The sequence below is a fragment of the Halopseudomonas sp. MFKK-1 genome, assembly GCF_027474385.1.
Lineage (GTDB): Bacteria > Pseudomonadota > Gammaproteobacteria > Pseudomonadales > Pseudomonadaceae > Halopseudomonas > Halopseudomonas aestusnigri.
The window spans coordinates 1,962,229-1,986,615 of the sequence record NZ_CP114836.1; the positions used below are offsets into that span (position 1 = coordinate 1,962,229).

Sequence of the window (24,387 nt, forward strand, 5' to 3'; positions counted from 1 at the left end):
CTCAGCCAGCCAAGTGCTCGGCACCTGGCTTCATACATCGCGGAATCCCCCACAGGAGGCCACATGTCTGCTTTATCCCGTCTCGTCGAATCCCGTCTGTTCCGCCAGCAGTGTCTGGTAGGTGGTCAATGGGTTGCTGCCAGTGATGGTGCGACGATCGAGGTGGATAATCCCGCCAGCGGCGAGATTATTGGCAGCGTACCCAGCCTGAGCGAGGCGCAGCTCACCGAGTGTATCGCCCAGGCCGACCAGGCCTTTGCCGAGTGGCGCAAGACCACCGCGCTGGAACGTGCTGACCTGTTGATGCGCTGGTACGACCTGATGCTCAGGCACCGCGAGGACATTGCCAGCCTGATGACGCTGGAGCAGGGCAAGCCGCTGGTGGAGTCCCGTGGTGAGGTGGACTACGCGGCGTCCTTCATTCGCTGGTTTGCCGAGGAAGCACGCCGTGTTTACGGCGAGACCATTCCCGGTGCCAAGCCCGGGCAGCATATCGTCGTGACCCGTCAGCCGATTGGGGTGACGGCGGCCATCACGCCCTGGAACTTCCCGGCGGCAATGATTACCCGTAAGGCCGGTGCCGCGCTGGCAGCGGGCTGCCCGATGATCGTCAAACCGGCCAGTGCCACGCCGTTCACCGCGTTGGCGCTCGGTGTGCTGGCGGAGGAAGCGGGCATTCCGGCGGGTGTGTTTAACGTGGTGACCGGCAAGGCGTCGATGATCAGTGAGGTGCTGACCGGCAGCGAGACGGTGCGCAAGCTGAGTTTTACCGGCTCGACCAGTGTCGGCAGTCAGTTGATGGCGCAGTGCGCCGAGCACGTGCAGAAAGTGTCACTGGAGCTGGGTGGCAATGCGCCCTTTATCGTGTTTGACGATGCCGATCTGGATCGTGCGGTCGAGGGGGCAATGGTCTGCAAGTTCCGCAACACCGGGCAGACCTGCGTCTGCGCCAACCGTTTTCTGGTCCAGAGCGGCATTCATGACCAGTTTGTCGAGAAACTCGCCGAGGCGATGGGCAAGCTCAAGCTGGGTGACGGATTTGAAGAAGGCGTGACCCAGTCCGCGCTGATCAATCGGGCCGCGGTGAAAAAGGTACAGGAACACTTTGACGATGCATTGGCCAAAGGTGCTGAGCATGTTGCCGGCGCCTCACCTGGCGAGGCCAAAGGCAACTACGTTGAGCCCGTGCTGGTGACCGGTGTGACCCCGGACATGCAGGTCTGCGCCGATGAAACCTTCGGCCCGCTGGCCGCGGTGATGCGTTTTGACACCGAGGAGCAGGCCATCGCACTGGCCAACGATACGCCCTACGGGCTGGCTGCCTATTTCTATAGCACCAACATCCACCGCGTCTGGCGTGTTGCCGATGCGCTGGAGGCCGGCATTATCGGCATCAACGAAGGCGCGGTGTCCAACGCGGCGGCACCCTTTGGTGGCGTCAAGGCCAGCGGGCTGGGCCGTGAGGGCTCGCGGCACGGGCTGGATGAGTACACCGAGATCAAATACCTGTGCATGGGCGGGGCCTGACAGATGACCGAGCCAAGGCGCATCGCCCTGATGCCCGGCGATGGTATCGGCCCGGAGGTAATGGCGGCCGCGGCCGAGGTGCTTGCCGCGCTTGATCGCCAGACCCCGCTCGGTCTGACCTGGGACTGGCTGGACTGGCCGTCGACCGATTGGCACCGCCAGCACGGCGAGATGATGCCCGCCGATGCCCTGACCCGGGTGCAAGCCTATGACGCGCTGCTGATGGGCGCATTGGGCGATCCGGGGCCGCTGACTGATGCCGAACGATACTGCCTGCCCGACAGCGTCTCGCTGGCACCGCTGCTGCAGTTTCGCAAGGGGCTGGACCTGTGGGCCTGCGAGCGGCCGGCGCGCTTGTTGCCTGGCGCACCGCAGTATCTGGCTGATCCCCGCGCGGCCGAGGTGGACATGCTGGTGATTCGCGAGAACAGTGAAGGCGAGTACGTCAATCAGGGCGGCAGTCTGCACCGCGGCAGCGCCGATGAGGTGGCGACGCAACTGGAAGTGTTTACCCGCCGGGCCACAGAGCGGCTGATTCGCCATGCCTTTGCCCGTGCCCGTGAGCGGTTGGCTGCACGGGGGCAGGGCAGTCGCGACTTCCATTGCGCGAATAGGGGACGGGCGGCGGCGCAGGTGTGCCTGATCACCAAGCGCAACGCCCAGCCGTTTTGGGGCGATCTGTACACCGAGGTGTTTGCCGAGGTTGCCGCCGAGTTCCCCGAGATAGGCGTTCATCACGAACTGGTCGACGCCGCCTGCATGAAGTTCGTGCAGTGCCCGTGGACCTTCGACGTGGTCGTGGCGAGCAACTTGCATGGAGACATTCTGACGGATCTGGCCGCCGTGCTTTCGGGCGGACTGGGGCTGGCGCCGTCGTGCAATATCAATCCGGACAGCCGGGCGATGCCCGCGCTGTTCGAACCCACACATGGCAGCGCGCCGGATATCGCCGGCCAGGGGCTCGCAAACCCTGCTGCCATGCTGCTCACCACAGCACTGATGCTGGATTGGGTGGGCTGCGCACAGGCTGCTGAACGGCTGCGTCTGGCGGTTGCCAAGGATCTGGCGACCACTGCAGGCCAACAGCGGACCTGTCGGGATGTGACTGCTGGCGTGATTGCCGCGCTGCACTGATCCCGCTCGCGTGTCAGGACGCGCTCTGCGTGTCGCTGGCCGATCAGATACGGGCTCCGGCCCGCCGAAAGGACAGGAGAGATGGCTATGCACCATTTGTCACCGCTACTCAAGCAGGCCAGCCAGGTCTGTGTCGATCACGGCGAAGGCAGCTGGCTGGTTGATACCGACGGCCGCCGCTATCTGGACTTTACCTCCGGCATTGGTGTGACCAGCACCGGCCATTGTCATCCGACCGTGGTGGCGGCGGCGCAGGCGCAGGTCGGCCGCGTGATTCACGCCCAGTACACCACGGTGGCGCATCGGCCGATGCTGGAACTGACCGATGCGCTGGCCGAGCGCATGCCTGAGGGCATCGACTCGGTGGCGTTCAGCAACTCCGGCTCCGAGTCGGTCGAGGCGGCCCTGCGCCTGGCGCGGCAGGCCACCGGACGGGCCAATATCATCGTGTTTGACGGCGGCTTTCACGGTCGCACCATGGCCGCCGCCTCGCTGACCACTTCTGGCACCAAGGTGCGTACCGGTTTTCATCCGATGATGGCCGGGGTCGAGGTGTCGCCCTTCCCGCATGCCTATCGCTATGGCTGGACCGAGGAAGAGGCTACCGCGTTTGCCCTGCGCGAGCTGGACCACATTCTGAAAACCCGCACTGCGCCCAGCGACACCGCCGCCATGCTGATCGAGCCGGTGCAGGGCGAATTTGGTTACTACCCGGCCAACAAGGCCTTTATGCAGGGGCTGGCCGAACGCTGCCGGCAGCACGGCATTTTGCTGATCTGCGACGAGATTCAGGCCGGCTATGGGCGCACCGGACGGTTCTGGAGCCACAGTCACTTTGACGTCACCCCGGATATCGTGATCACCGCCAAGGGTCTGGCCAGCGGCTTCCCGCTGTCGGCCATTGCCGCTTCCGAAGCCCTGATGAGCAAGGGCCTGGCCGGTTCACAGGGCGGCACCTATGGCGCCAACGCGGTGGCCTGTGCGGCGGCGCTGGCGACGCTGGAGGTGATCGACAGTGAGCAGCTGGTCGAGAACGCCGCCCGCCAGGGCGAGCTGCTGAATGAGCGCCTGCACGGGCTGAAAGAACGCTTCCCGATGATCGACACCCTGCGCGGCAAGGGGCTGATGCTGGGGATGGAAATCGCCGATGACTTCCGCACCCCGCGCGGTGATCTGGCCGCTCGGCTGACCAGCGCGGCGGAAGCGCAGGGGCTGTTGCTGCTGCGCTGCGGCACCGAGGGGCAGATCGTTCGCTGGCTGCCGCCGCTGACGGTCAGCAGTGCGGAAGTTGACGAGGCGGTAGCCCGCTTCACCCGGGCACTAGAGCAGGTGGCGGCATGACCCGCGTGCTGGTGCTGGTCGCACCCGGCGAAGCGCCGCTGCCGGGGCTGGATGATCTGCCGACCACGGTAGAGCTGCGCACGGTCAGCAGCGAGTCTGATCTGCGCACGCATTTGCCGCAGACCGATGTGCTGGTGGTGACGGATTTTCGCACCGACCTGCTCGAACGCTGCTGGCCGGACGAGCATCGCATTCGCTGGGTCCACGCCACCAGTGCCGGTGTTGATGCGTTGATGTTCCCGGCGCTGTGGGACAGCGATGTGCTGCTGACCAACGCGCGCGGCGTGTTTGATCTGGGCATTGCCGAGTATGTGCTGGGTGCGGTGCTGATGCACGCCAAGTACAGCCTCGGCAATCTGGCGCTGCAACGCCAGCAGCGCTGGCAGCATCGCGAGACCGCGCTGGTGGCCCAGCAGCGGGCGCTGGTGATCGGCGCCGGGTCCATCGGCAGCGAGGTGGCGCGGCTGCTGTCGGCGCTGGATATCGAGGTGATCGGCATCGCCCGGACCGCCCGCAGCGCCGAACACTTCAGCCGCGTACTGGCCAGTGAACAACTGGATGGAGCGTTGCCCGAGGCTGACGTTGTGGTGATTACCGCACCGCTGACCGACGCCACGCGAGGCTTGATCAACCGCGACCGGTTGGCGCGCATGCGCTCCAATGCGCTGCTGGTCAACGTCGGCCGCGGTGCCATCGTGGTGACCGACGATCTGGTCGCGGCCCTGCAAGCCGGTCAGTTGGGGGGCGCCGTGCTGGATGTCGTGGACCCCGAGCCGCTGCCGGAAGGCCATCCGTTGTGGGATCTGCCCAATGTGATGCTGTCTGCGCACATGGCGGGCGACTTTATCGGCTGGCGCCGTGCGCTGGGCGAGCAGTTCATGGCCAACCTGCAGCGCTGGCTGGCCGATGAGCCCCTGCTCAATATCGTGAACAGGGGGAAATAGCGCCCGGCAATAAGGCGAAGTCCGGGCTCTCTGGCACTGAGGAGGCGAATATGTCCAACGACATTCTGGCAATGACGGCAACCCAGCTGCGTGCGCATTTTGTTGATCGACAGCTGTCACCGGTCGAGGTGGCCAATTGTCTGCTTGATCAGATTGAGCGTGTTGATGGGCAAACCAACGGCTTCTGTCTGGTAGACCGGGAGACCAGTGTGGCACTGGCACGTGCAGCGGAGCAGCGCTATGTCGATGGGTGCCCCAGCGGGCTGCTGGACGGCGTACCGGTGGCGGTCAAGGATGTTTTCCTGACGCCGATGTGGCCGACCCTGAAAGGCTCGCACACGGTCGACCCGCAAAGCACTCTCGGCAAGACTGGCGCCTGTACCGCGGCGCTGGCGCGCCACAACTATGTGCCGATCGGCAAGACCACAACGCCGGAGCTCGGCTGGAAAGGGGTGACCGACAACCCGGTTGACGGGGTCACCAACAACCCCTGGAATCCGGACAAAACCGCCGGCGGCTCCAGCGGCGGCAGCGGGGTGGCGGTTGCCCTGGGCATGGCGCCGTTGGCGCTGGGGACCGACGCCGGCGGCTCGATTCGGATTCCTGCCTCCTTCTGCGGCATTGTCGGTCTCAAACCCTCCTTTGGTGAAGTACCGCACTGGCCCTCCAGCCCTTTTGGCACCCTGGCCCATGCCGGGCCGATGACCTGGACGGTTGAAGACTGTGCGCTGATGATGAATGTGCTGGCCGAGCCCGATTACCGCGATACCCACGCTGTGCCGCGCCGCAATATCGACTATCTGGCTGAGTTGCGCAGCGGGGTAAAGGGTCTGAAGATCGCCTACAGCCCCAACCTGGGCTATGTGGATGTTGATCCCGAGGTGGAAGCAGCCGTGGCCGAGGCGGCCCGCGTGATGGCCGAGCTGGGGGCCGAGGTAGTGCGGGTTGACCCCGGTTTCAGTGATCCGCTGGCTGCCTTTGGTCATCTGTTTTACGGCGGAGCGGCCAATGCCATTCGTGACCTGGGGCCGAAGAAACGGGCGGTGATGGATCCGGAACTGGTCAAGGTATCGGAAAAGGCCGCGCGCCTGAGCATGCTGGACTACATGGGGGCGGTGAACGAGTCGATGGCGCTGCGCGAGCGCATGGCGACCTTCCATCAGAAGTACGACCTGTTGCTCACCCCGACCCTGCCACTGACCGCCTTCAAGACCGGGCGCGAGGTGCCGGAGGACTGGCCAAGCACCCGCTGGCCGACCTGGACCCCCTTTACCTATCCGTTCAACATGACCGGTCAGCCGGCCATCTCCGTGCCCTGCGGCTTTGACAGTCAGGGGCTGCCGATTGGTCTGCAACTGGTGGGCGCGCGCTTCAATGATGCTCTGGTGCTGCGCGCGGGGTACGCGTATCAGCAGGCCGCTCCGTTGACCGACCGCCGCCCGGCGCTCTTTACCACCGTCGAGGAGTAATGCCATGCCGCTGGGAAACTCCGATATTGATCTGTATGAATCCGAAGATCCGATCTGGAATCCGGCGCTGCTGACCATTCCCATTCCGGGGATTCGCAAGATGGTCAATCTGGCCGCCAACATGGAGGATGTGATCCATCTGTCCATCGGTCAGCCGGATCTGCCGGCGCCGGATGTGGTGGTTGAAGCGTCGGTCGAGGCGCTGCGCGCCGGGCAGACCGGCTACACCATGGACGCCGGCCTGCCGGAGCTGCTGGAATCGCTGGCGGAGTACTACAGCGAGCGCTACCAGCGGCCGTTGACGCCGGACAACATCATGGTCACCACCGGCGCGACCGAGGCGCTCTATCTGGCGCTGACAGCGGTTGCAGCCCCAGGCCGTCACTTTATCGTGCCGGATCCGGCGTTCATGCTCTATGCACCGCTGATTCGCATGAACGGCGGCGAGGTGACCGAGATATCAACGCGTGCCGAGAATCATCACCAGCTTGATCCGCAGGAGGTGATCGATGCCATCGAGCCGCATACCTACGCGATCATCCTTAACTCGCCGAGCAACCCGACCGGCACGCTGTATCCGCGCGAGACGCTGGAGGCGATTCTGGAAGAGGCAGCCTACCGTGGTATCCATGTCATCAGCGATGAGGTGTACGACCACCTGATCTATGACGGGCGAGAATACCCGTCGGTGCTGTCGTGCTGCAGCGATCTGGATCACGTGATGGTAGTCAGCAGTTTTTCCAAGACCTACAGCATGGCCGGTATGCGCATCGGCTGGCTGATCGGCAGCCAGGCGGCAATCAAGAAGTTGCGGCGCTATCACATGTTCACCACCACGGTCGCCAATACCCCGTTCCAGTGGGCGGGGGTGGCTGCGCTGCGCAGCGGCGGTGCCTTCATCGAGCAGATGCTCAGCGAGTACACCCGCCGTCGCGACCGGCTGGTCGAGCTGGTGGAACAGACGCCGCACCTGACCGGCTACAAGCCCGAGGGCGCGTTTTATCTGTTTCCGTCGCTGCCGGAGGGGGTCAACGGCACCAACGTGGCGTTGCGGTTGCTGAAGGAAACCGGGGTCTGCACCATTCCCGGCGAGACCTTCGGAAACAGCTGCAGCAATGCCTTGCGGCTGAGCTATTCCACCTCGCTGGAGCGGATCGAGCAGGCATTCGAGCGGATTATTCCGTGGATGGAGAAGCAGGATTTTGATTAGAGATGGGGCCTTTATGGTTGGCAGTTCCCCAGCGCTTGCGCGCTGACCCTTTTGGCGTCTCTTGATCGCTTAATGCGCTGATATTGAGTCAGCCTTTCGCCTTCACGGCGAGCCAAGGGGGGCCGCTTGCCCGGCCCCCCTTGGCGATCCCCCCGGGCACCCGACTACGCGGCCCTTCGGGTTCGCTGCGTTGCTCGGCCTGGCGGGGAGCGGCAGAACTCGTCGCGTTGCTCCTCAGACATGCTGCCGCTCTTTTTCCCGTCAGCCCTGCGCTACTCGCCCGCGTAAACGGGACTGGATTCTGTGCACACTCCGCCGTTGTTGATCGCTCCCACGCTTCGCGTGGTAGCGCCGACCCGGACGCTCTGCGTCCGGTCACTCAGACGGTACAGCAAGTGCGTCGCGCCGCTCATTACGCCCCGCTAAATCGCGCCGCGCGCACGCAGCTCGGCAATTTGCTGTTCGCTGTATCCGAGCGTGCCAAGGATGGCATCGGTATGCTCACCCAGCGCCGGCCCGGTCCATTCGGCGCTGCCGGGTGTTTCGGACAGTTTGGGCACGATGCCAGGCATCTTGAACGGTTTGCCGTCGGGCAGGGTGGCGTTGAGGAACATTTCGCGGGCCAGGTACTGCGGGTCGGTGAACATGTCGGCGGCTGAATAGATCTTGCTGGCGGGGACTTCGGCCTGTTCCAGCACCTGCAATACCTGCTCCTGTGGCAGGCTGGCGGCCCAGCGGTCAATCAGCGTGTACAGCTCGTCGCGTCTGGCGTCACGGCCGGCATTGTCGGCCAGGGTCGGGTCGGCGGCCAGATCATCACGGCCAATGGCGCGCATGAAACGCTGGAAGATGGCATCGCCGTTGGCGCCAATCTGCACGGCCTTGCCGTCGCTGCAGGTGTGGATGGAGGAGGGGGTGATGCCGGGCATGATGTTGCCGGTGCGCTCGCGCACGAAGCCCATTACATCGAATTCGGGCACCATGCTTTCCATCATCGAGAAGACGGCTTCGTAGAGCGCGACGTCGACAATCTGGCCCTTGCCCTGATTGACCTCCCGGTGCCGCAACGCCATCAGCGCGCCAATCACGCCCCAGAGCGCGGCGATGGAGTCACCGATGGAAATGCCGGTACGCACCGGCGGACGGTCCTCGAAACCGGTGATATAGCGCAGCCCGCCCATGGATTCGCCAACGGCGCCAAATCCGGGCTGGTCCTTTTGCGGGCCGGTCTGACCAAAGCCGGACAGCCGCACCATCACCAGCCCCGGGTTGAGTGCATGCAGGGTATCCCAGCCCAGCCCGAGCTTTTCCAGCGTGCCTGGGCGAAAGTTCTCGATCAGGATGTCGGCATCGCCGAGCAGCCGTTTGAGCACATCGATGGCGTCGGGATCTTTCAGGTTGAGGGTCAGCGATTGCTTGTTGCGGGCCTGCACAAACCACCACAGTGAGGTGCCCTCGTAGAGCTTGCGCCACTTGCGCAATGGATCGCCGCCATTGGGCGACTCGACCTTGATGACCTCGGCGCCGAACTCGGCGCAGATGCGAGCGGCGAAAGGGCCGGCGATCAGGGTGCCGAGTTCGATGACCTTGAGGCCGGCGAGGGGTTTGGCGGCGTTCATGCGGGCTCCGGATGCGGTGGCTGGGCCGCCAGTGTAGGGCAAAGGCGGCGGCCGCGGAACGCTGCTCAGTGCTTGATCGCCTCTGCAAACTGGCCGATGGCATCGACCACCCGCTGCGCCTCGTCGCGGATCTCCAGCATCACCTCGCCGGCCCGGTTGGCCAGCACCACGCCCTGTTCCGACTTGCTGCGGCTGCCGGCCATGCCGTCGACCGCGCGATGGGCCAGCTCCATGTTCTGCTGCACCACCTCGTTGATCTCCAGGGTGGCCTGGGCGGTGCGCGCGGCGAGGTTGCGCACTTCGTCGGCGACCACGGCGAAACCGCGCCCCTGCTCGCCTGCGCGGGCGGCCTCGATGGCGGCGTTCAGGGCCAGCAGGTTGGTCTGGTCGGCGATGCCGCGAATGACCTGAACGATGCTGTTGATACGCTCGGACTGGCTGTTCAGCGCATTGATTTGTTCGGACACATTGTCCAGATCGCCAGCGATAGAGCGCACTACATCGATCGCTTCCTGCACGGTTGCCGCGCCGTCGCGCGCACTGCCATCGGTTTCAGCGGCGATCTCGAAGGCGAGTTTGGCCGCGGCGGACTCGGCATCGCGGCGCTCGATCTGGGCGGTAATGTCACTGGCGAACTTGACGAAGCCGTAGAGCCTGCCGTTGGCGTCGTAGAGCGGGTTGTAGGTGGCGCGCAACCAGATGATCTGGCCGCTGCGGGTTATGCGCTGGAAGATGTCCGAGAGAAACTCACCCCGGTTCAGGTGCTGCCAGGCCTGCTCGTACTGTCTGCTGCTGGCGACTTCGGGGCTGCAGAACATCCGGTGGTGCTTGCCCTTGATCTCGTCCAGGCGGTACCCCATGGTGCGCAGGAAGTTGTCATTGGCGGTGACGATCTCGCCGTCCCGGGTGAATTCAATCACCGCCATTGACCGATTGATGGCATTAAGCAGACTCTGGTGTTGCTGTTCGGCCTGTACTTCCCGGGTGATATCAAAGGCCAGTTTCACTACCTTCGATACCCGGCCGTTAGCGCCAATGACCGGGATGTAGCTCGCCTCCAGCCAAACCTGTTTGCCGTCTTTGGCTATGCGATCAAAACGGTCACTGAAACTCTCGCCGCTGGCCAGACGCTGCCAGAAGCGGCGATATTCGTTACTGTTGACCAGTTCCGGTGCGCAGAACAGGCTGTGCCTGCGGCCACGCACTTCCTCAAGCTGATAGCCGACAACGTTCAGGAACGCAGTGTTGGCATCGAGAATCTCGCCCTCTGGCGTGAATTCGATCCAGGCGATGTTCTTGCGGATTGCATTGAGGATGTGCGACTGGGTTGCGAGCAGTTGCTGACTTCGTTGAAGCTCTGCTTTGAGACGTGCTCCGAACATGACAACCTCTTGGTGGCGCGGATAGATGAGCGTGCTTGCAGGGTATAACTGAATCGGCCGACATGCGTCGGACTTGAACCAATACTCCGGCGTCTGGCCGTTTTTTTTTTACGCGCCTCAGGCCTGTGCTCGGCGCTGTGCATCGAATTGATCAGGAGGATGAATTGGCTAGCAGTCTGCTTGTGTTACTGGATGATATTGCAACAGTGCTGGATGACGTCTCGGTCATGACCAAGGTTGCCGCCAAGAAGACCGCGGGCGTGCTGGGTGACGATCTGGCGCTTAACGCCCAGCAGGTTGCCGGTGTGCGGGCCGAACGGGAGCTGCCGGTGGTATGGGCCGTAGCCAAGGGCTCGTTTCGCAATAAGCTGATTCTGGTGCCGGCGGCGCTGCTGATCAGCGCGATTGCCCCCTGGGCTATCACGCCGCTATTGATGCTGGGCGGGGCATTTCTCTGTTACGAGGGCGCAGAAAAGCTGGCGCACCGGTTTCTGCATGACACCGAGGCCGAGCACCGGCAGACGCTGCAGGCGCTGCAGGACGAGCAGGTGGATCTGGTTGAACGGGAAAAAGCCAAGATTGCTGGCGCGGTGCGCACCGACTTTATCCTCTCCGCCGAGATTATCGCCATCACGTTGGGTACGGTAGCCGACGCCGATTTCGTCAGACAGTTGGTTGTACTGGCGGGGATTGCGGTGGTAATGACCATCGGTGTCTACGGGCTGGTTGCCGGTATTGTCAAACTGGATGACGGCGGGCTGGCGCTGACCCGCAAGGACAGCCCGCTGCTGCAGCGACTCGGGCAGGGCGTCCTCGATATGGCGCCCTGGCTGATGAAAACGCTATCGGTCGTGGGGACGGCTGCGATGTTTATGGTCGGCGGGGGTATCCTGACGCACGGCCTGTCGGTAGTGCATCACTGGATCGAGGACAGCGCCGAGCGGGCGGCGGAGCTGCCCTACATCGGCACCGTGCTGGATGGGCTGCTGCCAACCCTGCTCAATGCCGGTTTCGGGGTGGCCGCCGGTGCCCTGCTGGTGGGAGTGATTACGCTGGCTGGCCGTCTTCGGCGCTGAATCTGGTATCAGGGCGTCAGGGTGTGGGCGTGGGTATTGAGGTCCTCGCCCAGCCGGTACTGGTTGTTGCCGCTGCGTTTGGCGCTGTACATGGCCAGGTCGGCGGCATGGATCAGCTTGTCCATGGTGGCGGCATGATCGGGGAACAGGGCAACGCCCAGACTGGCACCAATACGGTAGTCGCGCCCTTGCAGGGTGATCACCGGCGCGAGACTGGCAAACAGTTTCTCGCTGATCTGGTGGGCCTCGTCAGTTACCCGGCTGCCGCGAGATAACTCCTCAAGCAGGACGACAAACTCGTCCCCGCCCAGTCTGGCGACCATATCAGAGCTGCGCACCGCGCTGCGCAGACGCTGGGCAACCGTCAGTAACACCTCGTCGCCACTGGCGTGGCCGAGCTGGTCGTTGATTGCCTTGAACTGGTTCAGGTCGATAAACACCAGAGCCAGACGCGTTTGCCGGGCTCTGGCCCTGGTCAGGGCTTCAAACAGTCGCTGCTCCAGCATCAGCCGGTTGGGCAGGCCGGTCAGCGGGTCCTGGTGGGCGCGCTGTTCCAGTTCCCGAACCGAGCGCTTTTCTTCGGTGATATCGCGTACGACACCCATCATCTTGACCGGCTGCCCGTGTTCGTTCTTGACCACGTTGCCGGTTTCCCGAACCCAGTGCACGCTGCCATCCGGCCAGATGACCCGGTACTCCTCGTCGTGGTTTTCGCCGGTGTCGATACAGCGCTGTTCGCCGGCCTTGACCCGCTCGCGGTCCTCCGGGTGCACGCTGTCGCAGAACAGGCTGTAGGAAGGCGTCACTTCGCCCGGTTGATAGCCAAACATGCCGTAGATGGCTTCCGACCAGTACAGTCGATCGGTACCGATATCCCAATCCCAGGTGCCGATGCGGGCGAAGTACTGGCTGCGCTTGAAGCGCTCCATGGCCTCGCTGCCGGCTTGCTGCTCTGCCGTCGGGTGCAGCAGCAGTATCCGCTGGCGACCGATATCGGGCAGCCGGGTCAAGTCCTGCTGAGTCTGCTGGTCGCCTCTGCGCAGCAGTGTCTCCATGCGCTGCATCGGCGCCGGCAGCGTATCGAGCATCGGTAGCCAGCGGGTTATCGGTTGGCCGGTCGGGTCGGTTTTCTCAGCGGGGTCGAGCAGGCGTGCGGCGGCAGGATTGTGCCAGCGTACCCGCTGGCGGCGGTCCAGGATCAGCAGACCGTTGGGGGACAGGTCCAGCAACCGGCGAAAGGTCCTTGCGCGCCGGTGCTCGCGCCAGAGCGCCGCACCGGTCAGCAGGACAATGATCGCAAGCGTGACAAGGAGTAGGAGCATCATCGGCTGTCGTGGCTTAGGGGAGCATCAAGTATACCCTCGGCAGCATCGCTGGCCAGTTTTTATGGCGTTTTGCCATATTGTGCTGCACACGGCATTGGCGGGGTGAATACGCTACACTGCGTGCCCGTTTTTCTGATGGACACATTTGCGATGGCCCTGCAGGCAACCCCTTACAAGGTTCAGCTGAATATCACCGACACCGACCTGGGTGTGTACGAGAACGTGCGCATGACCGTTGCCCGTCACCCGTCGGAGACCGAAGAGCGGCTGGCGGTTCGCCTGTTGGCCTACGCCCTCTGGTACCACGAGCGTCTGACGTTCGGTCGCGGGCTGTCGGATGTTGATGAACCGGCGCTGTGGCTGAAAACCCTGGATGACCGGGTCGAACACTGGATTGAGGTTGGTCAACCCGATGCCGATCGCATGACCTGGTGTTCGCGCCGTGCCGAGAAGGTATCGGTGCTGGTGTATGGCAATACTCGGGTATGGATCAGCAAGCAGCTGTCTGCTGTCGCGTCGCTGGCCAACCTGAATGTGGCGGCCCTGCCCGAGGAGCCTCTGCAGGCGCTGTCTACCGATTTGCCGCGCAGCATCGACTGGGGTGTGATGATCAGCGATGGCGTACTGTACGTCAGCGATGGCGATCTGCAGCACGAGCTGCCGATCGAATGGTTGCAGGGCGAGCGTTGAGCCGATGCAGATAGAAACTCGCCCCTTGCCGCCTGCGCTGCCCGCTCTGGGCAGTCTGCCGCCGCTGCTTACACGCCTGTATGCCGCCCGCGGCGTGCTGAACGAGGCAGAGCTGGACCGGAGGTTGCAGGCTCTGTTGCCGTTTAACGGCCTGCTCGGTATTGATCGGGCGGTCGCGGTGCTGGAGCAGGCGCTGCGTTCGCGCCAGTCGATCCTGATTGTGGGTGACTTCGACGCCGACGGCGCCACGGCCAGCAGCGTTGCCGTGCTGGCGTTGCGCATGCTGGGTGCGGCGCAGGTCGACTATCTGGTGCCCAACCGCTTCGAGTACGGCTATGGTCTGACGCCGGAAATTGTTGAAGTAGCGCTGACCCGCTCGCCGCAGGTTCTGGTTACAGTCGACAACGGCATCTCCAGCATCGACGGCGTTGCTGCCGCCAAGGCGGCCGGGTTGCAGGTCGTGGTGACGGATCATCACTTGCCCGGCGAACAGCTGCCGGCAGCCGATGCCATCGTCAATCCGAGCCAGCCCGGTTGTGGCTTTGTCAGTAAGGCGATGGCCGGCGTCGGGGTGATTTTTTACGTCATGCTGGCGCTGCGGGCGGCGCTGCGTGACAGTGGCTGGTTTGCCGAAACCGGGCGAGCGGAGCCGAACCTGGCCGAACTGCTGGATCTGGTGGCGCTTGGTACGGTGGCGGATGTGGTGCCGCTGGATGCCAATAACCGCATTCTGGTGCATCAGGGGCTGGCGCGCATTCGTGCCGGGCGCTGCCGCCCGGGGATTCGCGCGCTGCTGGAGGTGGCCGGGCGCCCGCGCGAGCGGCTGGTATCGACCGATCTCGGCTTTATTGTTGGCCCGCGTCTGAACGCGGCCGGTCGGCTGGACGACATGAGTCTGGGTATCGAATGCCTGCTGACTGACAGCGAGTCGCTGGCGCTGGATATGGCTCGTGAACTGGACGCACTCAACCGTGACCGCAAGGCAATCGAGCGCGACATGCAGCAGCAGGCGCTGAAGACCCTGGAAAGCATGCAGCTGGACGAAACTGCGCTGCCGTTCGGGCTGTGTCTGTACGACCCGGAATGGCATCAGGGGGTGATCGGCATTCTGGCCTCGCGCCTGAAAGACCGCTTTCATCGCCCGGTAATCGCCTTTGCCGATGCAGGAGATGGTATGGTCAAGGGCTCGGCGCGTTCGGTTAACGGGCTGCATATCCGTGATGCACTGGACGCGGTCGCGGCGCGTCACCCCGAGCTGATCAGCAAGTTTGGTGGTCACGCCATGGCGGCCGGATTGTCACTGCGTGAGCCGGATTTTCCGGCCTTTGCCGCGGCCTTTGATGCTGAAGTGCGACGTCAGCTGCAGGCTGAGGATCTGACCGGGCGGCTGCTCTCCGATGGCGAGCTGCAGTCCAGTGATCTGTCGATGGATATCGCCGCCTCCCTGCGCGAAGCCGGGCCCTGGGGGCAGCATTTCCCCGAGCCGCTGTTTCATGGCGAGTTTCAGGTGCTGCAGCAACGGCTGGTCGGCGAACGGCACCTCAAGCTGGTATTGCGTGTGCCGGGCACTGCGCAGCCTCTTGATGCGATTGCCTTCAACATTGACCCGCAGTGCTGGCCCAATGCATCCGTCAGTCGGGTGCTGCTGGCCTACACGCTGGATATCAACGAATTTCGCGGGCGTCAGAGCCTGCAGCTGATGGTTCGTCATCTCGAACCGGTCAGCGACGTCTAGATTGACGTATTCAGGGGATTGACCTGCCGGGCGCTTTTGGTTTTCATGCAGTGATACAGAGATCACAAATGCATCACCATTCTTTTTGCCCGAGGATAAGTCGGGCGCGCTTGGGGGCAAGGACGTGCCGGACCTGAAGCAGCAATTGCTGAATATGCAGCGTCACCTTGGGCTGAACCCCAATGAGGTGAGGCAACGGCTGCGCCTGCTGCTGATTAATGACACCGGGTTCGACTGCCTGGGCGCCCACCTGCCGACGCTCGATCATTTGCATGCGGAATGTATCGAGGCGCTGCTCCAGCATCTGGAACAGTTTGACGAGCCGGCCAGGTTGCTTTCCCATCCCGGCCGCCTGACTGCGCTGAAGGGGCAGCAGCAAACCTACTTCCGGCAACTGCTGCGTGGCCCGTATGACCTGCAGTACGTGCGTCTGCGCCTGCTGGTGGGGCTGACCCATGAGCGCCTGGGCGTGGATCTCAAGTGGTATCTGGCGGCCTTTCACTTCTATCTTGATTTCATGCATCGGGCCATCAACCGTCAGTGGCGTGATGAACCGAAGCTGGCCGAACAGCTCTATGGCTGTCTGCTGAAGGTTGCCTTCTTTGATCTCAGTCTGACCGTCGATACCTACTCCAGTGCCGGCAAGATGGCGCTGCAGGCGAGTGAGGATCGCTATGCCCGCGCTGTTCAGGGCGCCAGTGACGGGCTCTGGGAGTGGCATGTCGAGGACGATCGGCTGCATGTATCGGAGCGCTGGCTGGCCATGCTCGGGCTCGACGCGGGGCGTGCTCCACGTACCCTGGTTGACTGGGCGGCCTTGATTCCCGAGCTGCAGCGCGGCGGGTTCCTTGCGGCGGTACAGTCGCACCTTGATGGTCGTCAGCCGTATCTGCATGTCGAGTGCGAAATGCGTGACAGCTGGGGGCGCCTGCTCTGGGTAATGATCCGTGGCGTAGCGGCCACCGATCTGCACGGCGAGCACCTGCTGGCCGGGTCGCTGACCGATATCAGCCAGCGCAAGCAGACCGAGCAGGAGCTGGCGCACATGGTGTTGCATGACGAGTTGACCGGGTTGCCCAACCGGCAGCAGGTCAGCCAGCTGCTGACCCAGGCGCTGCAGCGTCAGGCCAAGCCGGGGGCACGTCATGCGGCGGTGCTGTTTATCGACCTGGATCGCTTCAAACTGATCAATGACAGCCTTGGACACCAGGTCGGTGATCAGGTGCTGATTCAGGTCGCCAAGCGGATTGAGCGCTGCCTGCGCCCGGGCGATCACCTGGCGCGCTTTGGTGGTGATGAATTTGTGGTGTTGCTGGATGACATGGCCGTGGCCGGCGATGCGGAAGTGGTGGCGAAGCGCATCATGCACGCATTGCAGTACCCGATCATCGCGGCCTCTCGGCGCTTGTCGGTCAGCGTCAGTATCGGCGTGGCTCCTCTCAAGGGCCATGGTGGCCAGCAGGATGTGCTGCGCGAGGCGGATCTTGCCCTGTATCGGGCCAAGGCGTTCGGCAAGTCGCAGCTGGCGCTCTACAGCGAGGCGCTGCAGGAAGAGGTGAATCAGCGCCTGAATCTTGAAAACGCACTCAGCGAGGCACTGGCGCAGCGTCAGTTCGAGCTGTTCTATCAGCCCATCGTGCAGGTTTCCGCCGGACGTGCCCATGCTGTCGGTGTTGAAGCATTGCTGCGCTGGCGGCAGGGCGCGCGGCTGGTGTCTCCGGACGAATTTATTCCGGTTCTGGAAGAGTCGGGCGAGATTGTCGAGGTGGGTGAATGGGTCCTGCAACAGGCCTGTGCCCAGGTGCGTCAGTGGCAGCAACAAGGGCTCAGCACCCTGCGCTGCTCGGTCAACCTGTCCAGCCGGCAGTTGCAGGAACAGGGCTTTCCCAATCGGGTGGCGCAAATCCTGCGGGAAACCGGGTTGCCGCCGTCCAGCCTGGTGCTGGAAATCACCGAGAGCCTGCTGATGCGCGACGTCCCCGATACCCTGGCCGCCCTGCGGGAGCTGGAGAGCATGGGGATCCGCATTGCGCTGGATGACTTTGGTACCGGCTTCTCTTCGCTCGGGTATCTGCATCGCTACCCGTTGCACATTATCAAGGTCGACAAGAGCTTTATTACCCGGGCGCCTGACGATGAGCGCCTCAAGGCGATCAGCCGCGCCATCATCGGCCTGGGGCGAGGGCTGGATATGGACGTCATCGCCGAAGGGATCGAGACCCCGGAGCAGATGGATTTTCTGCACAACGAGGGCTGCAACTTCGTGCAGGGCTTCTGGTTCAGTCGGCCGCAGTCGGCGCTGGATATCTATCCGGTTCTGGAGCGGCTGTCGCTCAAGCCGCCTGCCGTCAACGCGGCTGATCATCAGGCTGCTATAGTGCTGTAACGTTCAGCGTATCGAGTGGGGGTCTCATGCGTCACGGGGTGCTTGCGTTCATTGCCGGATTTCTTGCGGTATTCAGCTTTCATCAGCCTGCACTGGCGCTGCTGCATGCCGCCGGGGTGGTGCCTTTCCCTGCGTTTTCCCTCGAGCCGGTTGCGCCACTGGCAGTGCCCTCTGTGGTGTCCTCGGCATTCTGGGGTGGTATCTGGGGGATTGTTCTGGTGCTGGCGCTGGCGCGCATGGGCAAGCCGCTGGTCTGGCTCAAGGCGGCCCTGTTTGGCGGGATCGTGCTGACTCTGGTTGCCCTGTTGCTGGTATTTCCACTCAAGGGCTATGGTCTGGACTGGCAGCTGTTCGCGCCGCGCTTCGCCATCGGATTCATCCTCAATGCGCTCTGGGGCCTGGGCACGCTGGTTTATCTGCGGGCCTTTGCTCAGCGGGCATGACGGCTGCACGCGGCGACTGAATTCCGCTACAATGGCGGCTTTTTCCTGCCGGGATTCGTCACCATGGAAATCAATCCGATTCTGAACACCATCAAAGACCTGAGAAGCCGCTCTGAAACCATCAGGGGGTATCTTTGACTACGATCACAAGCGTGATCGTCTGACCGAAGTAGAGCGTGAGCTGGAAGATCCCGGTGTCTGGAACGACCCGGAGCGCGCCCAGAACCTGGGGCGTGAACGCGCTGCACTGGCGCAGATCGTTGAAACCCTGGATGAAATGAGCAGCGGCCTGGCGGATGCCGGCGAATTGCTGGAAATGGCCGCCGAAGAGGGCGACCAGGGCGCGGTGGATGATGTGGTGAGCGAGTTGCAGCGTCTGCAAGAGTCGCTTGAGAAGCTCGAATTCCGCCGCATGTTCAGTGGTGAGATGGACGCCAACAACTGCTACCTGGATATTCAGGCCGGTTCCGGTGGGACCGAAGCGCAGGACTGGGCCAACATTCTGCTGCGCATGTACCTGCGCTGGGCCGATCAGCATGGCTTCGATGCCGAAATCGTTGAACTGTCCGAGGGCGAAGTCGCCGGCATCAAGAGTGCGACCGTTCACGTACGCGGTGAATACGCCTTTGGTTGGCTGCGTACCGAGATTGGCGTGCATCGACTGGTGCGCAAGAGCCCGTTCGACTCCGGCAACCGTCGTCATACGTCGTTCTCTGCGGTTTTTGCTGCACCCGAGATCGACGACGATATCGAAATCGATATCAACCCGGCGGATCTGCGGGTGGATACCTATCGCTCGTCCGGGGCGGGTGGTCAGCACGTTAACACCACCGACTCGGCGGTACGGATTACCCATATCCCGACCAACACCGTGGTCAGCTGCCAGAATCAGCGTTCGCAGCACGCCAACAAGGACCACGCAATGAAGATGTTGCGGGCCAAGTTGTACGAACTGGAAATGATGAAACGTACCGAGGCTGCGCAGGCGCTGGAAGACACCAAGTCCGACATCGGCTGGGGCCACCAGATTCGCTCCTATGTGCTCGACCAGTCGCGCATCAAGGATTTGCGCACCGGTATCGAGAACAGCAACTGCAACGCGGTACTTGACGGCGATCTCGACGAGTTTATCGAGGCCAGCCTGAAACAGGGCCTGTAAGCCGAGCGCCGCACGGCAATCCGCCGAGGCCCGCGCTGCGGGCCGCTAACCGAATTGATTTTTCCGGGATTTCACTGACATGACCGACCAGCCGCAAGACCTGCAAGCCCATCACGAGGAAGAGAATCAGCTGATCGCCCAGCGCAAGGCCAAACTGGCCGCTGCTCGCGAACAGGGTATCGCCTTCCCCAACGACTTCCGCCGCGACAGCCTGTGCGCCGACCTGCAGAAGGCCTACGAGGGCAAGAGCAAGGAAGAGCTGGAAGCAGCGGCAATCCCGGTCAAGATCGCCGGACGCATCATGCTCAACCGCGGCGCCTTTATGGTGCTGCAGGACAGTTCCGGCCGTCTGCAGGTCTATGTTGACCGCAAGGGGCTGCCGGCCGAGACCCTGGAAGCGATCAAGACCTGGGATCTGGGTGACATCATCGCCGCTGAAGGCACTCTGGCGCGCTCCGGCAAGGGCGATCTCTATGTACATATGAAGGACGTGCGTCTGCTGACCAAGTCACTGCGCCCGCTGCCGGACAAGCACCACGGTCTGACCGATACCGAGCAGCGCTACCGTCAGCGCTACGTTGACCTGATTGTCAACGAGGAAGCGCGTCATACCTTCCGCGTGCGTTCACAGGTGATCGCGCATATCCGTCGGTTCCTCAACGACCGCGGCTTCCTGGAAGTCGAAACTCCGATGCTGCAGACCATTCCGGGTGGCGCGGCGGCCAAGCCATTTGAGACCCATCACAACGCCCTGGACATGCCGATGTTCCTGCGCATCGCGCCGGAACTGTACCTCAAGCGTCTGGTAGTTGGCGGCTTCGAGAAGGTGTTCGAGATCAACCGCAACTTCCGCAATGAAGGTGTCTCGACCCGTCATAACCCCGAGTTCACCATGCTCGAGTTCTATCAGGCCTACGCAGACTACCGCGACAACATGGACCTGACCGAAGAGCTGTTCCGCGAGCTGGCGCAGGCGGTGCTCGGCACCACCGACGTGCCCTACGGAGACAAGGTCTTCCACTTCGGCGAGCCCTTCGTGCGTCTGTCGGTGTATGACTCCATTCTCAAGTACAACCCGGAGATAACCGCCGACGATCTCAATGACGTCGAAAAAGCCCGCGCCATCGCCAAGAAGGCCGGCGCCAAGGTGCTTGGTCACGAGGGGCTGGGCAAGCTGCAGGTAATGATTTTCGAGGAGCTGGTCGAGCACAAGCTGGAGCAGCCGCACTTCATCACCGAATACCCGTTCGAAGTCTCGCCGCTGGCGCGCCGCAATGACGACAACCCGAACGTCACCGATCGTTTCGAGCTGTTTATCGGTGGCCGCGAGATCGCCAACGCCTACTCGGAGCTTAACGACGCCGAAGACCAGGCCGAACGCTTCCTCGCCCAGGTGGCCGAAAAGGACGCCGGTGATGATGAGGCCATGCACTACGACGCCGACTTCGTGCGCGCGCTGGAATACGGCATGCCGCCGACCGCCGGTGAAGGGATCGGTATCGACCGCCTGGTCATGCTGCTGACCAACTCGCCGTCGATCCGCGACGTCATCCTGTTCCCGCACATGCGGCCAGAAACGGTATAGGCGGCTTCGCCGCCAGCTGCAAGCTTCAAGCGGCAAGTAGTTCGTGCTGTCCAGGACTATGATGAGCATCAGATTGTCCGCGTAGTCCGCGAGATTGCGTGAATGCACGGACAGCTTGTAGCTTGTAGCTTGCGGCTTAAGGCTTGAAGCTGCGACCAAAGGGAGCCACCCCCGTGAAACAGAGTGAGCAGTATCAGCTGGTCATCCGCAGTCTGTCTGATCGGATTGTCGAGGCGCAGGCGCCGATTCGGGTGCTGGATGCCATCAAGTGGGACGACAGTATCCGTGACACCTTCCTCAAGAAGCGCTGCAAGGCGCTGCCTGATGTCAATGCGGACTATTACGCCCAGCGTCCGCTGAGCTTTGATCCGGCTGAACGGCGGCAGATTTTTCAGGATATCGAGCGTGATATCACTCGCCAGCTGGGCAGCTTCAACCCGGTTGGCCAGATCATGCGGCGCATGTGCCGGGAATACCGCATGGTCATCCGCATGCTGGAGGCACGCGGTACCCAGGATTTTGGACTGATCTCGCAGGAGCTCTATGGCGCGGCATCGGACGCTTTTCACGCCGGCGATCCGACCTTGACCGACCTGGGCATCATGCTCAGCGAGTCGCTGAAGAACATTGCCCGTACCGAACTGGCGCGCGACCCGAAAACCATCGCGGCACCCGACGCGGTGCAGATTCTGCAGGCACGCATGAACGAGGCGTTCCCGGACGACCAGGCGGTGCGCGTGTTCGAGTCCGACGGTATCGTCGCTGATGCCGCCGCGGGTGCCGACTACATCAAGATCCGCAGCGATGCGATGTTCAACCAGCGTGACCTGAACATTCTGGCTGTGCACGAGGGGATGGTGCATGTGGCGACCAGTCTCAACGGCCAGCACCAGCCGATCTGTACCTTCCTGGCCAAGGGGCCGCCGTCGTCCACGGTGACCCAGGAAGGTCTGGCCATTCTGATGGAGGTCCTGACGTTCAACTCCTATCCGGCACGCCTGCGCAAGCTGACCGACCGTACCCGGGCGATTCAGATTGCCGAGACCGGTGGTGATTTTCTTGATGTCTTTCAGTTCTATCGGGACGAAGGCTATTCCCGTGACGACAGCTACAACAATACCAGTCGTGTATTCCGTGGCTCGGCCAGCAACGGTCTGCCGTTCACCAAGGATCTGGTTTATCTGAAGGGATTTATCCTGACCTACAACTATATCCAGCTGGCGGTGCGCAAGGGCAAACTGCAGCAGATTCCGCTGTTGTTCTGCGGCAAGACCACGCTGGAGGATATGCGTACCCTGGGGCAACTGGTGGACGAAGGGCTGGTTGTGCCGCCGCGCTACCTGCCGGCGCCCTTTGCCGACCTCAACGCCCTGAGCGCCTGGATGTGCTTTTCGGGGTTTTTGAACAACCTCAGTCTGGATCGAGTCGAAGCCGACTACGCCAACATTCTGTAATTGGAGCAACCGATGTCGCAAGCGCAGGAAATCAACAAGCTGCCGATCATTCTCACGGCCATTATCACCGTGATTGCCACGGTCGCCGTGCTGCATTTGTACGGCTATCTGAATATCGTCAACCCGGAGGAAGGGCTGGAGCTTGCCGACTATCGGGTGGTAACGGTCGGTTCGGAGGAGGCGGGCAGTCTGCGCCGTAATCCGGCCAAGCACGAGGCCGAATGTGTCGACGGCATTCTGGTGCTGCACGCCAGCAATATGAACGGCCTTTCCGGGGTGCTCAGGGATAGCCGTGATCGCGTGGTCCGCTGCGTCAATCAGGCGGTACCGCTGGCGGAGTAACCCATGACGGAACGGGCAGTGCAGTTGAAGCCAGACTGGCTTGATGCCCTTCAGGGCGAGTTCGCGCAGCCCTACATGCAGCAGCTGCGCGATTTTCTGCAGGCCGAAAAGGCGGCGGGCAAGGCGATCTTTCCGCCGGGTGCGCTGATCTTCAATGCGCTCAATTCAACGCCGCTGGACAAGGTACGGGTGGTGATTATCGGGCAGGACCCGTATCACGGCCCCGGGCAGGCGCACGGTTTGAGCTTCTCGGTGCCGCCGGGCGTGCGTACGCCGCCGTCGCTGCAGAATATCTTCAAGGAAATCAATCGCGATCTTGGCCTGCCAATACCGCAGCATGGCTGCCTGCAGTCATGGGCAGAGCAGGGCGTGTTGCTGCTCAATGCAGTGCTGACGGTCGAGCAGGGGCACGCCGGGTCGCACGCTAGGCGGGGTTGGGAACGTTTCACCTCGAGGGTGATCGAACTCGTCAATGAGCGCTGCGAACACTGTGTCTTTCTGCTGTGGGGCAGCTACGCCCAGCGCAAGGGTGAGCAGATTGATCGAACCCGGCACTGTGTGCTGACCTCGGTGCACCCTTCGCCGCTGTCCGCCCATCGTGGCTTCATCGGCAACGGCCACTTTTCCGCAGCGAACGACTATCTTGTCAGTAACGGACTGGCACCCATCGACTGGAGCTTGCCAGACCCTCCCCGGTAACTTGCCTGACGACTGCTGGAGATTGTCATGGAACATGCTCTGCAACCCTATACCGCGCTGGTGCCGCGCACCGACAAGCTGGTGGTACAAAAGGCCGGCCATACGGCGCTGGTCACCATCGACAACCCGCCGGCCAATACCTGGGATTCCGATACCCTGCACGGGCTGCCGGACCTGCTCAGGCATCTGAACAATGACCCGGATATCTATGCGCTGGTGCTGACCGGGCGCGGCGAGCGTTTCTTTTCGGCGGGCGCCGACCTGAAGATGTTTGCCGATGGCAATCCTGCCCGCGCCCGGGAGATGGCGCGGTTGTTCGGCCTGGCATTTGAGGCGCTGCGCGACTTTTCCGGGGTCACCATTGCTGCCATCAACGGTTACGCGATGGGGGGTGGGCTGGAGTGCGCTCTGGCCTGCGATATTCGCATCGCCGAGCGGCAGGCGCAGATGGCGCTGCCGGAGGCGGGCGTCGGCTTGCTGCCCTGCGCGGGAGGCACTCAGGCGCTCTCCTGGCTGGTTGGAGAGGGCTGGGCCAAGCGCATGATCCTGTGCGGCGAGCGGGTCGATGGAGTGCGTGCCGAGCGCATCGGTCTGGTCGAGGAATGTGTTGAGCAGGGGCAGGCACTGGGCGTGGCGTTGCACCTGGCGGCGCAGGTTGCACGGCAGAGTCCGGCGGCTGTGCGTTACTGCAAGGAACTGATTCAAGGGGGCAGAGATCAGCCGATCAATACCCTGCTGGCGCGTGAGCGCGAGCGCTTCGTCGATCTGTTCGAGCTGGAGGATACGGTAGAGGGCGTAAATGCCTTTCTGGAGAAGCGACCGCCGCAGTGGACGCGGCGGTAACCGGAGGCTCGCACTGCTGCTGGC

General features: G+C 62.7%; 20 protein-coding genes. 17 read left to right on the plus strand and 3 right to left on the minus strand.

The genetic code is table 11. The features are described from left to right. The first annotated feature begins 63 nt into the window (after nt 1-63). From O5O48_RS09210 to O5O48_RS09235, 6 genes are all read left to right on the plus strand, one after another. Nucleotides 64-1,527 carry an NAD-dependent succinate-semialdehyde dehydrogenase gene (locus O5O48_RS09210; protein ID WP_269686825.1) on the plus strand — a complete coding sequence of 488 codons (1,464 nt, stop codon included), beginning with the start codon at nt 64-66 and terminating at the stop codon, nt 1,525-1,527. A 3-nt stretch (nt 1,528-1,530) separates the two neighbouring features. Then, nucleotides 1,531-2,661 carry an isocitrate/isopropylmalate dehydrogenase family protein gene (locus tag O5O48_RS09215; RefSeq protein WP_269686826.1) on the plus strand — a complete coding sequence of 377 codons (1,131 nt, stop codon included), beginning with the start codon at nt 1,531-1,533 and terminating at the stop codon, nt 2,659-2,661. Between the two features lie 87 nt (nt 2,662-2,748). Then, entirely contained in the window at nt 2,749-4,002 is a 1,254-nt protein-coding gene (locus tag O5O48_RS09220) for an aspartate aminotransferase family protein (RefSeq protein ID WP_269686827.1), read from the plus strand. Then, nucleotides 3,999-4,946, plus strand: coding sequence for a D-2-hydroxyacid dehydrogenase (locus O5O48_RS09225; protein ID WP_269686828.1), 948 nt, complete (start codon nt 3,999-4,001; stop codon nt 4,944-4,946). The genes O5O48_RS09220 and O5O48_RS09225 overlap by 4 nt, the downstream gene beginning before the upstream one ends. Before the next feature lie 50 nt (nt 4,947-4,996). Next, the gene (locus O5O48_RS09230) at nt 4,997-6,415 is read left to right on the plus strand and encodes an amidase (protein WP_269686829.1); all 1,419 of its coding nucleotides are present in this window, start codon (nt 4,997-4,999) and stop codon (nt 6,413-6,415) included. Between the two features lie 4 nt (nt 6,416-6,419). Continuing rightward, on the plus strand, nt 6,420-7,625 hold the full coding sequence (locus O5O48_RS09235; protein ID WP_228245101.1) for a pyridoxal phosphate-dependent aminotransferase: 1,206 nt from the start codon (nt 6,420-6,422) through the stop codon (nt 7,623-7,625). Nucleotides 7,626-8,047: 422 nt separating this feature from the next. Here O5O48_RS09235 and O5O48_RS09240 read toward each other — a convergent pair whose 3' ends face one another. Together O5O48_RS09240 and O5O48_RS09245 are read right to left on the minus strand one after the other, a co-directional pair. Then, entirely contained in the window at nt 8,048-9,244 is a 1,197-nt protein-coding gene (locus O5O48_RS09240; protein ID WP_269686830.1) for a CaiB/BaiF CoA transferase family protein, read from the minus strand. 65 nt (nt 9,245-9,309) lie between these two features. After that, entirely contained in the window at nt 9,310-10,626 is a 1,317-nt protein-coding gene (locus O5O48_RS09245) for a methyl-accepting chemotaxis protein (RefSeq protein WP_269686831.1), read from the minus strand. A 164-nt stretch (nt 10,627-10,790) separates the two neighbouring features. Between O5O48_RS09245 and O5O48_RS09250 the strand changes: the two genes are divergently transcribed. Continuing rightward, a complete protein-coding gene (locus tag O5O48_RS09250) occupies nt 10,791-11,702 on the plus strand; it encodes a DUF808 domain-containing protein (protein ID WP_269686832.1) in 912 nt (303 codons plus the stop codon). An 8-nt stretch (nt 11,703-11,710) separates the two neighbouring features. Here the strand turns inward: O5O48_RS09250 and O5O48_RS09255 are convergent, their stop codons facing one another. Beyond that, nucleotides 11,711-13,027, minus strand: a complete 1,317-nt coding sequence (locus tag O5O48_RS09255) for a diguanylate cyclase domain-containing protein (protein WP_269686833.1) — start codon at nt 13,025-13,027, stop codon at nt 11,711-11,713. A 150-nt stretch (nt 13,028-13,177) separates the two neighbouring features. Here O5O48_RS09255 and O5O48_RS09260 point away from each other — a divergent pair, with 150 nt between their 5' ends. From O5O48_RS09260 to O5O48_RS09305, 10 genes are all read left to right on the plus strand, one after another. Beyond that, nucleotides 13,178-13,717 carry a YaeQ family protein gene (locus O5O48_RS09260; RefSeq protein ID WP_228245350.1) on the plus strand — a complete coding sequence of 180 codons (540 nt, stop codon included), beginning with the start codon at nt 13,178-13,180 and terminating at the stop codon, nt 13,715-13,717. A gap of 4 nt (nt 13,718-13,721) precedes the next feature. Beyond that, nucleotides 13,722-15,452, plus strand: coding sequence for a single-stranded-DNA-specific exonuclease RecJ (gene recJ, locus O5O48_RS09265; protein WP_269686834.1), 1,731 nt, complete (start codon nt 13,722-13,724; stop codon nt 15,450-15,452). A 124-nt stretch (nt 15,453-15,576) separates the two neighbouring features. Next, nucleotides 15,577-17,838: a putative bifunctional diguanylate cyclase/phosphodiesterase gene (locus O5O48_RS09270; RefSeq protein WP_269686835.1), complete on the plus strand. Its 2,262-nt coding sequence runs from the start codon at nt 15,577-15,579 to the stop codon at nt 17,836-17,838. A gap of 26 nt (nt 17,839-17,864) precedes the next feature. Beyond that, a complete protein-coding gene (locus O5O48_RS09275) occupies nt 17,865-18,281 on the plus strand; it encodes a hypothetical protein (RefSeq protein WP_088273324.1) in 417 nt (138 codons plus the stop codon). Nucleotides 18,282-18,344: 63 nt separating this feature from the next. Then, nucleotides 18,345-19,440 (plus strand): peptide chain release factor 2 gene (gene prfB, locus O5O48_RS09280; protein WP_228245108.1). Its coding sequence is split into 2 segments (ribosomal slippage): nt 18,345-18,416 and nt 18,418-19,440, totalling 1,095 coding nucleotides; the frame shifts between segments, so codons are not numbered across the junction. Between the two features lie 79 nt (nt 19,441-19,519). Beyond that, nucleotides 19,520-21,025 (plus strand): lysine--tRNA ligase, encoded by a 1,506-nt coding sequence (gene lysS / locus O5O48_RS09285; protein ID WP_269686836.1) that lies wholly within the window; start codon nt 19,520-19,522, stop codon nt 21,023-21,025. A 173-nt stretch (nt 21,026-21,198) separates the two neighbouring features. Beyond that, nucleotides 21,199-22,479 (plus strand): flavohemoglobin expression-modulating QEGLA motif protein, encoded by a 1,281-nt coding sequence (locus O5O48_RS09290; RefSeq protein WP_228245110.1) that lies wholly within the window; start codon nt 21,199-21,201, stop codon nt 22,477-22,479. 12 nt (nt 22,480-22,491) lie between these two features. After that, nucleotides 22,492-22,821, plus strand: coding sequence for a hypothetical protein (locus O5O48_RS09295; RefSeq protein WP_228245111.1), 330 nt, complete (start codon nt 22,492-22,494; stop codon nt 22,819-22,821). A 3-nt stretch (nt 22,822-22,824) separates the two neighbouring features. Continuing rightward, the gene (ung, locus tag O5O48_RS09300) at nt 22,825-23,520 is read left to right on the plus strand and encodes a uracil-DNA glycosylase (RefSeq protein WP_269686837.1); all 696 of its coding nucleotides are present in this window, start codon (nt 22,825-22,827) and stop codon (nt 23,518-23,520) included. Nucleotides 23,521-23,547: 27 nt separating this feature from the next. Beyond that, complete coding sequence (locus O5O48_RS09305; RefSeq protein ID WP_269686838.1) at nt 23,548-24,363, plus strand: enoyl-CoA hydratase; 816 nt, start codon at nt 23,548-23,550, stop codon at nt 24,361-24,363. Nucleotides 24,364-24,387: the final 24 nt, after the last annotated feature.